Genomic DNA, 13,447 nt, shown 5'->3' with positions numbered 1-13,447 from the left:
ACCCGCAGATCAGAGCAGCGCTTTGGCCTTTTCTGCCACGTTCTCTGCGGTGAATCCGAAGCGCTCGAAGAGTTCTTCCGCCGGGGCGGAGGCGCCGAAACGGTCCATGCCGACGAAATCGGCTTTGCCGTATTTGCCACGCTCGCCAAAAAGCCACTGGTCCCAGCCCTGACGTGCGCCAGCCTCGATCCCGACGCGCACGGCGCCACCGGGCAGCACGCGCTTGCGGTAGGCTTCGTCCTGCGCGGCGAAGAGTTCCATGCACGGCATGGAGACGACGCGGGTGCCGATGCCTTCGGCTTGGAGCAGCTCGCGCGCGGCCAGTGCGACATGCACCTCAGAGCCGGTGGCAATCAGGATCACCTGACGTTTGCCCTCGGCATCGGCCAGCACATAGGCGCCCTTTTCGGTGAGGTTGTTGTTTTTGTGCTCCAGACGCACGGTGGGCAGGCCCTGACGGGTCAGCGACAGAACCGATGGCGTGGTTTTCGCGGTGAAGGCGATTTCCCAAGCCTCTGCCGTTTCCACCGCGTCGGCGGGGCGGAAGACGTAGGTGTTGGGGGTGGCACGGCTGATCGCCAGATGCTCGATCGGCTGGTGGGTCGGACCATCTTCGCCAAGGCCGATGCTGTCATGGGTCATGACGAAGGCCGTAGGGATTTGCATCAAGGCGGCCAGACGCATCGCGGGGCGTGCGTAATCGGTGAAACACATAAAAGTGCCGCCATAGGGACGGATGCCACCGTGCAGCGCCATGCCGTTCATCGCCGCCGCCATGCCGTGTTCGCGAATGCCCCAGTAGACATAGCGTCCGCCACGGTTGTCGACGTCGAAGATGCCAAGGTCGCTGGTCTTGGTGTTATTCGAACCGGTCAGGTCCGCCGAGCCGCCAACGGTTTCCGGCAGGATCGGGTTCAGCACTTCGAGGGCTTTCTCGCTTGCCGCGCGGGTCGCCATCTTGGGCGCGCCTTCGGTGATCTGCTTTTTGAAGGCCTTGACCGTCGCGCTCATCTTTTTCGGCGCGTCGAGGGCGAGCGCACGGTTGAAGGTCTCGCGCTTGGCGCGGGGCAGTTTGTCGAAACGCTCTTCCCAGTCGCGGCGGGCGTCGGCGCCGCGTTTGCCGATCTCTTCCCAAGCGGATTTCACGTCAGCGGGCACTTCGAAGGGGCCGGTGGTCCAGCCATAGGCGGCTTTGGCTTCGGCCATCTGCTCGGCGTCGGTCAGCGCGCCGTGGCCTTTCGAGGTGTCCTGCGCCGCGTGGCCGAGCGCGATATGCGTCTTACAGGCGATCATCGAGGGCAGGTCAGAGGCTTTCGCTTCGGTCAGGGCCGCGTCGATCTCATCGGGGTTGTGGCCGTCGATCTCAATCACATGCCAGCCGGCGGCCTTGAAGCGGGTGACCTGATCGGTGCTGTCTGACAGGGTGACGGGGCCGTCGATGGTGATGTTGTTGTTGTCCCACATCACGATGAGCTTGCTCAGCTTGTGGCGGCCCGCCAGCGTGATTGCCTCTTGGCTGACGCCTTCCATCAGGCAGCCGTCGCCAGCGATGACATAGGTGTAATGGTCCACGACCTTTGCGCCGTATTGCGCGCGCAGCATCTCTTCGGCCATGGCGAAACCGACGGAGTTGGCGATGCCTTGGCCCAGCGGGCCGGTGGTGGTCTCAATCGCATCGGCGAGGAAGTTCTCCGGGTGGCCCGCGGTGCGCGCGCCCATTTGGCGGAAGTTCTTCAACTCTTCGATGGGGAATTGCTCATAGCCCGTCAGGTGCAGCAGCGAATAAAGCAGCATGGAGCCGTGGCCTGCCGACAGGATGAAGCGGTCGCGGTCGGGCCAAAGCGGGTTGGACGCGTCGAACTTCAGGTGCTTTTCAAAGAGGACGGTGGCCACATCGGCCATGCCCATCGGCATGCCGGAGTGGCCGGAATTGGCGGCGGCCACGGCATCGAGGGTCAGCGCGCGAATGGCGGTGGCCTTGGACCAGTGGTCGGGGTTTGCGCTTGCGAGGGCTGTCAGATCCACGGGGGCTTCCTTTGGGGCTGTGGCAGATTGGGCTCGTGCATACCAGCGATGGGGCAAAGTTCAAGCACAACTGGGGTGCGCGGGCGGGTCCGGCGCGACCCGTAGCGCGGGCTAGAGTGAACTTGGCGGCTCAAGTCGCTGAAACGAAAGGGGGGCGCAATTTGAGCGCGCTTTGGCTAGGATTGCGAAAACCGGCTGATACGGGCGATTCGCGCGCGTGACATTGGGCCGGGCGCGCGCTATCTGCGGGACGGGCCGCCGCAACAGGGCGCAGCCCGGGGCACGGCAGGCGAAAACGCCGCCGAGAGAGCAGGACGAGTGAGGAGAATTCATGCGGATGAGTGAACTTGAAGACTATCAGCGCCGCATCACGGCCGCGATGGACCAGATGGCCAAGGGGGTGGACCGGCTGAGCGCCGCGCCCGCAGAGCCGGATGAGGATATCGTGCAGGCCTTGGAAGAGGAGCGGCAAGCCAACGCTCAGCTGTCCGACCGGGTCAAGACGCTGAAAGACAGCCATCAGGACGAATTGAACGACCTGCGCGCGCAGATGGACTTCAACAACGACCGGGTGACGCAGCTTGATATGGACGTGCAGCGTCTGCGTCAGGCGAATGAGCAGCTGTCGGCGGCCTGTGAGCAGTTGCGGCTGGCCAATGCGGAGGGGCTGGCCGATCCCAAGCTGATCGACACCGCCGTGATTGCCGAATTGGAAAGCCTGCGCGCCACCCGCGCGATCGAGATGGCCGAGATTGACGCGGTATTGACCGCGCTGGCCCCCTTGGTCGAAGAGGGCGAGCCGGAAGTTGAAGCTGCGGATGAAACGGAGGCAGAGGCCAAAGCCGAAGCGCCCGCGCCCGAGAGCGCTGCGCAAGACGACAGCGCCGAAGAAGAACCCAAGTCAGGAGGGGCCGACTGATGCCCGAGGTACGGATCACCATTGGCGGCCGCCATTTCGAAGTCGCCTGTCAGGAGGGTGAAGAAAGCTATCTGCAATCCGCCGCCAAGATGCTGGATGACGAAGCCCGCGTGCTGAGCGATCAGGTGGGCCGCATGCCCGAGGCGCGGATGCTGCTGATGGCGGGTCTGCTTCTGGCCGACAAGACCGCCAGCGTCGAGGACCGCATCGCCGAGCTGCGCGCGGAACTGGCCGAACGTGAGGCCGAACTCACCAGCCTGCGCAACGTCAAGGTCGAGCCTGAGCGGATTGAAGTGCCGGTGGTGCCGCAGGGGGTGAAAGACACCCTTGCCGAAATCGCCGCCCGGGCCGAGGCGCTGGCCGCCGAGATCGAGGAGAAGGCGGGCAAATGAGCCGGGTCCTCAGGGCAGCCCTTTGCGCGCTGCTCTGGGCCGCGCCTGCGGGCGCCGAAACCTCTGCTGTTACTTACATTTGTGAGCGCGGAGTCTCGCTGCCGGTGGTGTATGTGCCCGGTGCCGATCCGGGCGTGGCAGTGCTCTATGTCGAGGGGCGGTTGATCCAGTTGCGCCGCCTGCCATCCGCCTCTGGCGCGCGCTATGGCTGGTCTTCGGACGGCGCGGGCTATGAGTGGTGGGAGCATCAGGGCCGCGCTTCGCTGGCTTGGCGGGCAGGGGCGGGCGATGGGGTGACCCCGATTTATAGCGACTGTTTGCCTCAGGACTAACGGCGCAGGATTGCGGCGCGGGCTGCAATATGCTCTGGGGGGCGCGAAACGCGCCCCTGCGGCGCGACCACCTAACGCGCCCCTATGGCGCGACCACCTAGCGCGCCCCAACGGGGCGACCACCAAACGCGCCCCTCCGGGGCGACCCTCCATGACGCAAAATCAGGACGCCCTCAGATGACCACCAAACCCCGCATCATCATCTCAAGTGACCACGCCGACATCGCCCTGCGCCAAGACATCGCGCGCCATGTGGCTGACCGCGGGTTCACTGTCGAAGACATCGGCCCCGCGACGGCGGAAAGCACCGATTACCCCAAACATGGCGAAGCCGCCGCACGGCGCATCGCGGCGGGGGAATTCGATCTGGGCATTTTGATCTGCGGCACGGGGCAGGGCATCATGATGGCGGCCAACAAGGTCAAAGGCATCCGCTGCGGCGTGTGCAGCGATACCTTTTCGGCCAAGATGATCCGGGCGCATAATGACGCGAATATGCTGTCGATGGGCGCGCGGGTGATCGGCGGCGGTCTCGCGCTTGAGATTGTTGATGCCTTTCTCGACACCGAATTCGAAGGCGGGCGGCATGGCCGCCGTGTCGATATGATCTCGGCCATCGAGGACTGAGCTGCCCCCCGGCCTTACATACAGAAACACCCCGGAGCGCGAAACCGCTCCGGGGTGTTTTGTTTGACGCGGGCGCCCGGATTAGCCGTTGGCTTCGCGGATCTTATCGGCGGCTTCCTTGTCGAATGCGACGCCGTTCTCGTCGAAAAGCGTGTCCAATTCGCCCGACAGCGTCATCTCGGTGATAATGTCGCAGCCGCCGACGAATTCGCCTTTGACGTAGAGTTGCGGGATGGTTGGCCAGTCGGAGAAATCCTTGATCCCCTGACGCAGACCTTCGTCGGCCAGCACGTTCACGTCGCTATAGTTCACGCCCATGTAGTTCAGCACCCCGGCCACGCGGCTGGAGAAGCCGCACTGCGGCATTTCCTTGGTGCCCTTCATAAACAGAACCACGTCATTCTCGGTGATCTGTTCCTTGATCTGGCTTGCGGCATCGCTCATGTCATTCGTCCTTCGTATCTGGTTTCTTGAACGCAGCGTGATAGCGCCGCGCATAGGTTTCATCGTCGGCCCAGGGTTTGACCTCAACCTCGGCCCCGCCGAGGAAAAAGCCGCCCCGTTTCTTGGTCCAATTCGTATGCCCGCGTTCTAGGCTTTCGTTGCGCCGCGCGGTGCGGGCCACGGCATCCAAATCCAGCGCCTCCATCCCCAGCGGCACCTTGCCGGTCTCGGGCCGGGGGGGCTGGCGCTGCGACAGCGGCACATGCTGGCCGCGCCGGGCGCGGTGCTGGCCATAGGCGGTGGCGGCGATCCCGCTCACGACTGCCGCAGCGACCCAGCCCCACATGGTTAGTCCGGGGTCCGGGTGGTCAGCGCCAGCGCGTGCAATTCGCCGTTTGACCCGTCCATCTTGCCCTTGAGGGCCGCATAGACGGCGCGTTGCTGCTGGACCCGGTTCATGCCGCGAAAGCTTTCGTCCACGACCATGGCCGCCATATGCACACCATCATTGCCTTCGACGGTGATCTTGGCATCCGGAAAGGACGCGCGGATCAGGTCTTCGATTTCGCTGGCTTGCATGGGCATGGGGTGGCTCCGGCTGTTGTGAGTGCTTGGGCTAGATGTAGTGCCGCAGGCCACGGCGTGCAAGGCGAAGCCGAAGGTCGGATCTGCCATTGACCTTTGCCCCTATTGCGACACACTTTGCGCCCTCACGTTGAAAGGACAACCGATGGACCGGATCCCCGAACAAGCGCTCGACTGGGCCGAAGCCGGACAGCCTGTGGCCCTTGCCACGGTGGTGGAAACATGGGGCTCCGCCCCCCGACGCGCTGGCGCGCAGCTGGTCGTGGCGGGCGACGGGACGATGATGGGGTCCGTCTCGGGCGGTTGCGTCGAAGGGGCCGTGGTGGTCGAAGCTTTGGAGGCGCTGGAGGATGGCCGCGCGCGGCTGTTGGAATATGGCGTCAGCGATGGTGATGCCTTTGCCGTGGGGCTGGCCTGCGGCGGCACGATCAAGGTGCTGGTGGAGCCGGTGGGGCCGGAGGCGCTGAGCCTTGAGATGCTGCGCGAATTGGTGGCAAGGCGCGCGGCCCGTAAGCCTGTGGCCTATGAGGTGGCCTTGGACGGCAGCGTCCGTCGCCTGACAGAGGCGGGACATGAGGACCGCTTTCGCCGCGACCGCTCTGGCGTCGAGGATGAAACCGGGCGGTTCATTGCCATCCACAATCCGCCGCTGCGGCTGGTGATCGTGGGTGCCGTGCATATCGCGCAGCATCTGGTGCGCATGGCGATAGAGGCGGGGTTCGATCCGATCGTCGTCGACCCGCGGGAGGCTTTCGGCTCACCCGCCCGCTTCCCCGATTGCGAAGTGGTGAACGATTGGCCCGACGCCGCCCTGCGCGAGATCGGGGTTGATGCGCGTACCGCCGTGGTCTTGCTGACCCATGACCCGAAACTCGACGATCCGGCGCTGCATGTGGCGCTCGGGTCCGAGGCTTTCTATATCGGCGCGCTCGGCTCGACCCGGACGCAGGCCAGCAGGCTTGATCGGCTGGCGGAAGCAGGTGTGGCGGCAGAGCAGGCGGCGCGTATCCACGGGCCGGTCGGCCTCGATATCGGCGCGGCCAGCCCGGCTGAAATCGCCGTGTCGATCCTTGCCCAGATGATCCAAAGCCTGCGCCGACCATGAGGTTTGGCCCGGTCCCTTTGAGCGCGGCTTTGGGCGCGACGCTGGCCCATTCCGTCGCTGTGACGGCGGGGCGGCTGCGTAAGGGCCGCGTGCTGACCCAAGCGGATATCGCAGCGCTGGAAGGCGCAGGCATCGAAGAGGTGATCGTCGCCCGGCTCGACCCCGGTGATATTGACGAGAACGCAGGCGCCGCGCGGCTGGCCGAAAGCCTCTGCGGTGCGGGGCTGCGGATGTCAAAACCCTTCACCGGGCGGGTGAACCTGCTGGCCGATGGGCCTGGGGTGGTGGTGATGGACCGCGCGGCGCTTGAGGCGGTCAATGCGGTAGACCCGATGATCACGCTGGCCACCGTGCCCCCCTATCAGCAGATGGGCGAGAGCGGCATGGTGGCGACGATCAAGATCATCTCCTACGCCCTGCCTGAAAGCACAGTCGAGGCCGCCTGCGCAGCGGCGGGAGAGGGCGCCTTGCGCCTCGCGCCGCCTGTGCTGCGCGACGCCACGCTGATCATCACCGACGTGCCCGGCGGCGCGGGTGACAAGGGCCGCGCCGCGGTGGAGGGGCGGCTGACGGCGCTTAATGTGACCCTTCGCGATGTCGTAACCGTTCCCCACCGCAGCGCCCCGCTGGCCGAGGCGATTGCGGCGGCAGAGACCGATCTGGTCCTGATCCTCACCGCCTCCGCCACGTCAGACATCAATGACGTGGCCCCCTCCGCCCTGCGCGCTGCTGGCGGCGAGGTGACGCGTTTTGGGATGCCGGTCGATCCGGGCAATCTGCTTTTTCTCGGCCAACTTGGCACCCGCGCCGTGATCGGCCTGCCGGGCTGCGCCCGTTCGCCCGCGCTCAACGGAGCCGATTGGGTGCTGTCGCGGCTGGTTTGCGGCATTCCCGTCACCAGCGCGGATATCGCGTCGATGGGGGTGGGCGGCTTGCTGAAAGAGATCCCCACGCGCCCGCAGCCGCGCAACCCCGGCAAAAGCGCAGGCGGCTGAGGCAAAACCGTAGGAAAATATATGTTCTCAACTAGGGCTTGTCGTGCTTAACTGATCTCAACAAGCGTCAGACTGGGAGGAAGAACATGACACAGGTCAAGATGACCGTGAACGGCAAACCCGCGTCGGGAGAGGTCGAAGGCCGCACGCTGCTGGTGCATTTCCTGCGCGATGATCTGGAAATGACTGGCACCCATGTGGGCTGCGATACCAGCCAATGCGGCGCCTGTGTGGTGCATGTGAACGGCAATGCGGTCAAAGCCTGCACCATGTTCGCGGTCGAGGCCGATGGCGCCGAGGTCGAGACCATTGAAGGGCAGGCGGCGCCCGATGGCACGCTCAGCACCATTCAACAGGCGTTTCAAGATCACCACGGGCTGCAATGCGGATTTTGCACACCGGGGATGGTGATGTCGGCGGCGGCCCTGCTGAAGGAAAACCCGAAACCTTCGGAGGCCGAGGTACGCCATTACCTTGACGGCAACATCTGCCGCTGCACCGGCTACCACAATATCGTCAAAGCGATCATGGCGGCCAGCGGCCAAGAGGTCAGCGCGCTGGCGGCAGAGTAACGTTGGAAGCAGTGTCGCGCTGAGCAGGCCGGTGATGGCGGAGGGAGGACCGCTAGAACCGGAGGCCGCGTGACGGATCAGGTGCATCGCACCGCCACCAAACGGGAGGATATTATGCCAAAGGATTTTGAACCGACGAGCGGTATTGGGGCCAGCAGCAAAAGACGGGAGGATGTGCGCTTTCTCACCGGGGCGGGGCGCTACACCGATGACATCAACCTGCGCCGCCAGACCCATGTGTTTTTCCTGCGCTCGGATGTGGCGCATGGGCGGCTGACCGGGGTCGATACCTCTGCCGCCGAAGACATGCCCGGCGTGCTAAAGATTTTCACCGGCGCGGATTTCGCCGAAGTGGGCGGCATGCCCTGCGGCTGGCAGGTGACCGACAAACACGGCCAACCCATGCAGGAGCCGAAACACCCTGTGCTGGCCCATGAAAAGGTCCGCCATGTGGGCGAGCCCATCGCCGCCGTCGTGGCCGAGACGTTGGCGCAGGCCCGTGACGCCGCCGAGGCGATTGTCGTCGATATCGACGAGTTGCCCGCCGTGGTGAACATGAAAGAGGCGGTGAAAGACGATGCGCCCAAGGTGCATGACGACCTGACCAGCAACCTCTGCTACGACTGGGGTTTCGTGGAAGAGAATAAGGAGGCGGTGAACAAAGCCTTTGACGAGGCCGCCCATGTCACCACGCTGGAACTGGTCAACAACCGCCTCGTCGCCAACCCGATGGAGCCGCGCGTCGCCATCGGTGATTACAACCGCTCGGACGGGGAACATACGCTCTATACCACCAGCCAGAACCCGCATGTGATCCGCCTGCTGATGGGCGCCTTCGTGCTGGGCATCCCCGAGCACAAGCTGCGCGTGGTGGCCCCGGATGTGGGCGGCGGTTTCGGCACTAAGATTTTCCACTATCAGGAAGAGGCCTTTTGCACCTTCGCGGCCAAGGCGGTGGGGCGTCCGGTGAAATGGACGTCGAGCCGCTCGGAAGCCTTCATGTCCGACGCCCATGGCCGCGACCATGTGACCAAGATCGAACTGGCGCTGGATGCTGAGAACAACTTCACCGCCCTGCGCACCGATACCTATGCCAATATGGGGGCCTATCTGTCGACCTTCGCGCCTTCGGTTCCGACCTGGCTGCACGGCACGCTCATGGCGGGGAATTACAAAACACCGCTGATCTATGTGAACGTTAAGGCGGTCTTTACCAATACCGTGCCAGTAGATGCCTATCGCGGGGCCGGTCGGCCCGAGGCGACCTATCAGTTGGAGCGTTTGATCGACAAGGCCGCGCATGAGTTGCAGGTCGACTCGATCAAACTGCGCCGCCAGAACTTCGTGACGGAGTTTCCCTATGCCACCCCGGTGGCGGTGGAATATGACACGGGCGATTACAACGCCACGATGGACAAGCTCGAAGAGATTGCCGACCACGCAGGCTTTGAAGCGCGGCGCCGTGAGAGTGAGGCGAAGGGCAAGCTGCGCGGCTTTGGCGTGAACTGCTATATCGAGGCCTGCGGCATTGCGCCGTCGAACCTCGTGGGCCAACTCGGCGCGCGGGCGGGGCTTTATGAAAGCGCGACGGTGCGGGTCAACGCCACCGGCGGGCTGGTCGTGATGACCGGCAGCCACAGCCACGGGCAGGGGCATGAGACCTCATTCGCGCAGGTGGTGGCCGATATGATCGGCATCGACGAGAATATGGTCGAGATCGTCCATGGCGATACCTCTAAGGTGCCGATGGGCATGGGCACCTATGGCTCGCGCTCGCTCGCGGTGGGCGGCAGCGCCATGGTGCGCGCGACCGAAAAGATCATCGCCAAGGCCAAGAAGATCGCGAGCCACCTGCTCGAAGCCTCGGAAGGGGATATCGAGTTGAAGGATGGGGCCTTTAGCGTTGCGGGCACGGATAAATCCGTGGCTTGGGGCGATGTGACGCTTGCCGCCTATGTGCCGCATAACTACCCGTTGGAAGAGATCGAACCGGGGCTTGAGGAAACCGCCTTTTACGACCCGTCGAACTTCACCTATCCAGCGGGGGCCTATGCCTGCGAGGTCGAGTTGGACCCTGAAACCGGCCATGTCACCGTCGAACGCTTCACCGCCGCCGATGATTTCGGCAATGTGGTGAACCCGATGATCGTGACCGGCCAAGTCCATGGCGGTTTGGCCCAAGGCATCGGTCAGGCGCTTTTGGAGAACTGCGCTTACGATGAAGACGGCCAACTCCTCAGCGCGTCCTACATGGATTACGCCATGCCGCGCGCCAGCGATTTGCCTTTCTATGACGTGGATCATTCCTGCCAGACGCCCTGCACCCATAACCCCTTGGGCGTGAAAGGCTGCGGGGAGGCGGGGGCCATCGGCTCGCCGCCTGCGGTGGTCAATGCGGTGCTTGACGCCATGCGCTCGGGCGGGAAGGACATCGGCCATATCGACATGCCGGTCAGCCCCGCGCGGGTCTGGGAGGCGATGAATGGCTAAGCGCCTGCTGAAGATTGGTTTGAGAAAAGAGGCGACGCTCGGGCGGCCTCTGGGAAGGATGAAAGATGTATGATTTCGAAGTAGTGCGCCCCGGCAGCGTGGCGGATGCGGTCAAGGCTTTGGGGCAGGAGGATGCGCAACCGCTCAGCGGCGGGCAGACGTTGATCCCCACGCTGAAGGCGCGGCTGGCGATGCCCTCGGTTCTGGTATCACTGGCGGGGATCGATGCGCTCAAAGGGGTTGAGATGCGCGATGGCGCGCTGTGGATCGGTGGCGGCACGACCCATGCCACGGTCATGCGCGAGGCGGCGGAAAGCTACCCGGCGCTCGCCAGCCTTGCCGCACGGATCGGCGACCCGGCGGTGCGCAACCGGGGCACCATCGGCGGATCGCTCGCCAATAACGACCCCTCTGCCTGCTACCCGGCGGCCGCTCTGGCCAGTGGCGCGACGATTGAGACCGACCGCCGCGAGATTGCCGCGGATGACTATTTTCAAGGCATGTTCACCACCGCGTTGGAGGAAGGGGAGATCGTCACCGGCGTCCGTTTCCCCATCCCTAAGGCCGCGCATTACGAGAAATTCATCCAGCCCGCCTCGCGCTTCCCGCTGGTCGCGGCCTATGTCGCGCGCTTCGGCGATGGGGTGCGCGTAGCGATCACGGGCGCGTCGAACGACGGTGTCTTCCGCTGGAGTGAAGCCGAAACTGCCCTGTCGGAACGGTTCGCGCCGGAGGCGTTGGAGGGGCTGACACTGGAGGCGGGCGACATGATCAGCGATCTGCACGGCAGCGGCGCCTACCGCGCCCATCTGTGCGGGGTGATGACCCGTCGCGCCGTGGGCGCCATCGCCTGATAGCCGATAACAGCAGCGTAAACCTTTGCCGCGTCCCCAGAGGGGGCGCGGTATTTTCATGGGGTAAGCTCTTGATATTGGATAGCGGAACCAGCGCCCCCATCATGCGTTGGGTGACAAGCGCTGCCCGAACGGCGTTCCCGTAATGATGAGGACGTGAACATGAAAAACCTACTGAGATCTACGACTTCGCTGGGTCTGAGCCTTGCCTTGGCTTTCCCGCATGGCGCCTTTGCGCAGGAGCAGAATCTGAATGAATGCGGCCCCGTGGGCGAAGCGACCGAATTCCCCTGCGCATTCGACGATCAGACGGTAGAAAGTGCCGAAGAGCTTCGTGTTATGGCCGGGCTGAGCGGTGAGGCCGAGGCGGAAGGTGAAGCAGAGGTCGAGGCCGAGGCGGAGACCGAAGCCGAGGCGGGTTCGCTGCTAGATAAGGCGACCGGTGCGGTAGAAGCGACGGGGGACGCGGCCGCGGCTGCTGTGAATGACGTGACCGAACAGGCCGAAGAGGCCGCCGAAGCAGCAGAGGCGCAGGCCGAAGCCGCAGCCGAGGCGGCAGAGGAAACTGCAAGCGAAGCGGAAGCGGAAGCCGGAGAGGCCGAAGCCGAAATGACCGCCGAGGCTGAGAGCGAAGTCGACGAAGACGTCGAGACCGAAGCGGAAGTTGAAGCCGAGCAGGAAAGCGAAGTTGAGGAAGAGGCCGAGGCCGAGATTGAAGACGACGCCGAGGCCGAGACCGCGCAGGACGTGGAAGCTGAAGCCGAAGCGACCGCCGAAGCTGATGCCGAGCTGACCTCCGAGTCCGATGCTGAGGCGACCGAGAACGTAGAGACCGAGGAAACCGCCGCTGCGGCTGACGCGGAAGCCGATGAGACCTCGGAAGAATCTGAGGCCGAAATGGAAGCCGAAACCAGCGGCGAAGCGGTCGGCGAAGAAGACAATGCCGGTCTGACCGAAGAGCAGATCCAAGCCCGTGAAGAGCGCCGCGAAGCCCGCCGTGCCGAACGTCGCGAAGAGCGCCGTGAGCAACGTCGCGCGGAGCGTGAAGCTGCCGCTGCCGCCGCCGCTGCCGCCGAAAACGAGGCGGACGCCGAAGTCGTGACCGAAGAAGTGACCGAAGAAGACGTGCGCAGCTCGGACGAAGACTTCGAAACTGAAGTGACTGCCGCAGGCGAAGCCGACGCCGCCGCCGCTGATGACGACGACAGCGGGATGTCGGACTTCGAAAAAGCGCTGCTGCTTGGCCTTGGGGCCGTGGCTGTCGGCTCGGTTCTAAACAATGGTGAGAAAATCGTCAGCCGCTCCGGTGACCGTGTGGTCGTGCAGGACGACACTGGCGAGCTGCGCGTGCTGAAGGACGACAACGCTCTGCTCCGCCGCCCCGGTGACGAGGTGCAGACCCAGACCTTCGACGACGGCTCCACTCGGACCATCGTGACCAAAAGCGACGGCAGCCGGGTCGAGACCATCCGCTCGCGCGATGGCACCGTACTGCGCCGGACGAACTTCGATGCGCAGGGCCGTGAATATGTGCTGGTCGATGACCTCGTGGAAGAGCGCGAAGTTGTCGTGAACGATCTGCCGCAGGTTCAGCAGACCCAGCAAGCACAGCGCGCCAGCACCCAAGACGAAGCCGCGCTGCGTCAGGCGCTGCAAGCTGAGATGCGCAACGATCAGGGGCGGACATTCTCCCTGCGTCAGGTGCGTGAAATCCGTGAGGTACGCTCGCTCGCGCCGGAACTGGAACTCGATGCCGTGCGCTTCCCCACAGGCTCCGCCGCGATCCAGCCGGAACAGGCCCGCGCACTGGCCAATATCGGCACCACACTGCGTGACCTGATCCAGAAGGACCCGCGCACCGTGATCCTCGTCGAAGGTCACACCGATGCGGTTGGCGATGCGAGCTATAACCTCGCCCTGTCGGACCGCCGCGCGGAGACCGTGGCCCTGGCGCTGACCGAGTACTTCGATGTGCCGCCCGCCAACCTGATCACGCAAGGCTATGGCGAGAGCCAGCTGCGCGTGCCGACCACGTCGGCGGAACCCGCGAACCGTCGTGCCGTGGTGCGCAACATTACAGGTCTGCTGCGCTAAGCAGACCGCCACC

The 13,447-nt window shown here is 64.3% G+C and carries 14 protein-coding genes; 10 read left to right on the top strand and 4 right to left on the bottom strand.

Annotated elements, in window-relative coordinates; translation table 11 throughout:
* Nucleotides 1-9: 9 nt before the first annotated feature.
* Nucleotides 10-2,025 carry a transketolase gene (gene tkt / locus ACGYLQ_RS06715; RefSeq protein WP_394441388.1) on the bottom strand — a complete coding sequence of 672 codons (2,016 nt, stop codon included), beginning with the start codon at nt 2,023-2,025 and terminating at the stop codon, nt 10-12.
* A 331-nt stretch (nt 2,026-2,356) separates the two neighbouring features.
* Here tkt and ACGYLQ_RS06710 point away from each other — a divergent pair, with 331 nt between their 5' ends.
* From ACGYLQ_RS06710 to rpiB, 4 genes are all read left to right on the top strand, one after another.
* Nucleotides 2,357-2,944 carry a hypothetical protein gene (locus ACGYLQ_RS06710; protein WP_394441385.1) on the top strand — a complete coding sequence of 196 codons (588 nt, stop codon included), beginning with the start codon at nt 2,357-2,359 and terminating at the stop codon, nt 2,942-2,944.
* A complete protein-coding gene (locus ACGYLQ_RS06705; protein WP_168613525.1) occupies nt 2,944-3,336 on the top strand; it encodes a cell division protein ZapA in 393 nt (130 codons plus the stop codon). Before ACGYLQ_RS06710 ends, ACGYLQ_RS06705 begins: the two co-directional genes overlap by 1 nt.
* Nucleotides 3,333-3,668 carry an MliC family protein gene (locus ACGYLQ_RS06700; protein ID WP_394441382.1) on the top strand — a complete coding sequence of 112 codons (336 nt, stop codon included), beginning with the start codon at nt 3,333-3,335 and terminating at the stop codon, nt 3,666-3,668. The genes ACGYLQ_RS06705 and ACGYLQ_RS06700 overlap by 4 nt, the downstream gene beginning before the upstream one ends.
* Nucleotides 3,669-3,845: 177 nt before the next feature.
* The gene (rpiB, locus tag ACGYLQ_RS06695; RefSeq protein ID WP_394441379.1) at nt 3,846-4,295 is read left to right on the top strand and encodes a ribose 5-phosphate isomerase B; all 450 of its coding nucleotides are present in this window, start codon (nt 3,846-3,848) and stop codon (nt 4,293-4,295) included.
* An 81-nt stretch (nt 4,296-4,376) separates the two neighbouring features.
* Here rpiB and grxD read toward each other — a convergent pair whose 3' ends face one another.
* Genes grxD through ACGYLQ_RS06680 form a run of 3 tightly spaced genes read right to left on the bottom strand, consistent with a single transcriptional unit; the run spans nt 4,377 to nt 5,324 of the window.
* Nucleotides 4,377-4,739: a Grx4 family monothiol glutaredoxin gene (gene grxD / locus ACGYLQ_RS06690; protein WP_394412511.1), complete on the bottom strand. Its 363-nt coding sequence runs from the start codon at nt 4,737-4,739 to the stop codon at nt 4,377-4,379.
* Between the two features lies 1 nt (nt 4,740).
* Nucleotides 4,741-5,085, bottom strand: a complete 345-nt coding sequence (locus tag ACGYLQ_RS06685) for a hypothetical protein (protein ID WP_394441376.1) — start codon at nt 5,083-5,085, stop codon at nt 4,741-4,743.
* Between the two features lie 2 nt (nt 5,086-5,087).
* Nucleotides 5,088-5,324, bottom strand: coding sequence for a BolA family protein (locus ACGYLQ_RS06680; RefSeq protein ID WP_067268222.1), 237 nt, complete (start codon nt 5,322-5,324; stop codon nt 5,088-5,090).
* Nucleotides 5,325-5,469: 145 nt separating this feature from the next.
* Here ACGYLQ_RS06680 and ACGYLQ_RS06675 point away from each other — a divergent pair, with 145 nt between their 5' ends.
* From ACGYLQ_RS06675 to ACGYLQ_RS06650, 6 genes are all read left to right on the top strand, one after another.
* Nucleotides 5,470-6,429, top strand: a complete 960-nt coding sequence (locus ACGYLQ_RS06675; protein ID WP_394441373.1) for an XdhC family protein — start codon at nt 5,470-5,472, stop codon at nt 6,427-6,429.
* Nucleotides 6,426-7,424, top strand: a complete 999-nt coding sequence (locus ACGYLQ_RS06670; protein WP_394441370.1) for a molybdopterin-binding protein — start codon at nt 6,426-6,428, stop codon at nt 7,422-7,424. The genes ACGYLQ_RS06675 and ACGYLQ_RS06670 overlap by 4 nt, the downstream gene beginning before the upstream one ends.
* 86 nt (nt 7,425-7,510) lie before the next feature.
* A complete protein-coding gene (locus ACGYLQ_RS06665) occupies nt 7,511-7,996 on the top strand; it encodes a (2Fe-2S)-binding protein (protein ID WP_394441367.1) in 486 nt (161 codons plus the stop codon).
* A gap of 114 nt (nt 7,997-8,110) precedes the next feature.
* A complete protein-coding gene (locus ACGYLQ_RS06660; RefSeq protein WP_394441364.1) occupies nt 8,111-10,486 on the top strand; it encodes a xanthine dehydrogenase family protein molybdopterin-binding subunit in 2,376 nt (791 codons plus the stop codon).
* A 65-nt stretch (nt 10,487-10,551) separates the two neighbouring features.
* A complete protein-coding gene (locus tag ACGYLQ_RS06655; RefSeq protein ID WP_394441361.1) occupies nt 10,552-11,340 on the top strand; it encodes an FAD binding domain-containing protein in 789 nt (262 codons plus the stop codon).
* A 162-nt stretch (nt 11,341-11,502) separates the two neighbouring features.
* Complete coding sequence (locus tag ACGYLQ_RS06650) at nt 11,503-13,434, top strand: OmpA family protein (RefSeq protein ID WP_394441358.1); 1,932 nt, start codon at nt 11,503-11,505, stop codon at nt 13,432-13,434.
* Nucleotides 13,435-13,447 lie beyond the last annotated feature (13 nt).

The organism is Sulfitobacter sp. 1A12779, from assembly GCF_043557315.1.
Taxonomy (GTDB): domain Bacteria; phylum Pseudomonadota; class Alphaproteobacteria; order Rhodobacterales; family Rhodobacteraceae; genus Sulfitobacter; species Sulfitobacter faviae.
The sequence above is the reverse complement of the archived record's forward strand: the minus strand, read 5'-3'. Positions and strand labels throughout refer to the sequence as shown.

What these genes read in the sequence shown, in the direction of transcription:
- ACGYLQ_RS06700 (WP_394441382.1), top strand. Translation starts at nt 3,333, where the DNA reads ATGAGCCGGGTCCTCAGGGCAGCCCTTTGCGCGCTGCTCTGGGCCGCG.
- ACGYLQ_RS06685 (WP_394441376.1), bottom strand. Translation starts at nt 5,085, where the DNA reads ATGTGGGGCTGGGTCGCTGCGGCAGTCGTGAGCGGGATCGCCGCCACC.
- ACGYLQ_RS06655 (WP_394441361.1), top strand. Translation starts at nt 10,552, where the DNA reads ATGTATGATTTCGAAGTAGTGCGCCCCGGCAGCGTGGCGGATGCGGTC.
- ACGYLQ_RS06710 (WP_394441385.1), top strand. Translation starts at nt 2,357, where the DNA reads ATGCGGATGAGTGAACTTGAAGACTATCAGCGCCGCATCACGGCCGCG.
- ACGYLQ_RS06665 (WP_394441367.1), top strand. Translation starts at nt 7,511, where the DNA reads ATGACACAGGTCAAGATGACCGTGAACGGCAAACCCGCGTCGGGAGAG.
- ACGYLQ_RS06675 (WP_394441373.1), top strand. Translation starts at nt 5,470, where the DNA reads ATGGACCGGATCCCCGAACAAGCGCTCGACTGGGCCGAAGCCGGACAG.
- ACGYLQ_RS06705 (WP_168613525.1), top strand. Translation starts at nt 2,944, where the DNA reads ATGCCCGAGGTACGGATCACCATTGGCGGCCGCCATTTCGAAGTCGCC.
- ACGYLQ_RS06660 (WP_394441364.1), top strand. Translation starts at nt 8,111, where the DNA reads ATGCCAAAGGATTTTGAACCGACGAGCGGTATTGGGGCCAGCAGCAAA.
- rpiB (WP_394441379.1), top strand. Translation starts at nt 3,846, where the DNA reads ATGACCACCAAACCCCGCATCATCATCTCAAGTGACCACGCCGACATC.
- ACGYLQ_RS06680 (WP_067268222.1), bottom strand. Translation starts at nt 5,324, where the DNA reads ATGCCCATGCAAGCCAGCGAAATCGAAGACCTGATCCGCGCGTCCTTT.
- ACGYLQ_RS06650 (WP_394441358.1), top strand. Translation starts at nt 11,503, where the DNA reads ATGAAAAACCTACTGAGATCTACGACTTCGCTGGGTCTGAGCCTTGCC.
- grxD (WP_394412511.1), bottom strand. Translation starts at nt 4,739, where the DNA reads ATGAGCGATGCCGCAAGCCAGATCAAGGAACAGATCACCGAGAATGAC.
- ACGYLQ_RS06670 (WP_394441370.1), top strand. Translation starts at nt 6,426, where the DNA reads ATGAGGTTTGGCCCGGTCCCTTTGAGCGCGGCTTTGGGCGCGACGCTG.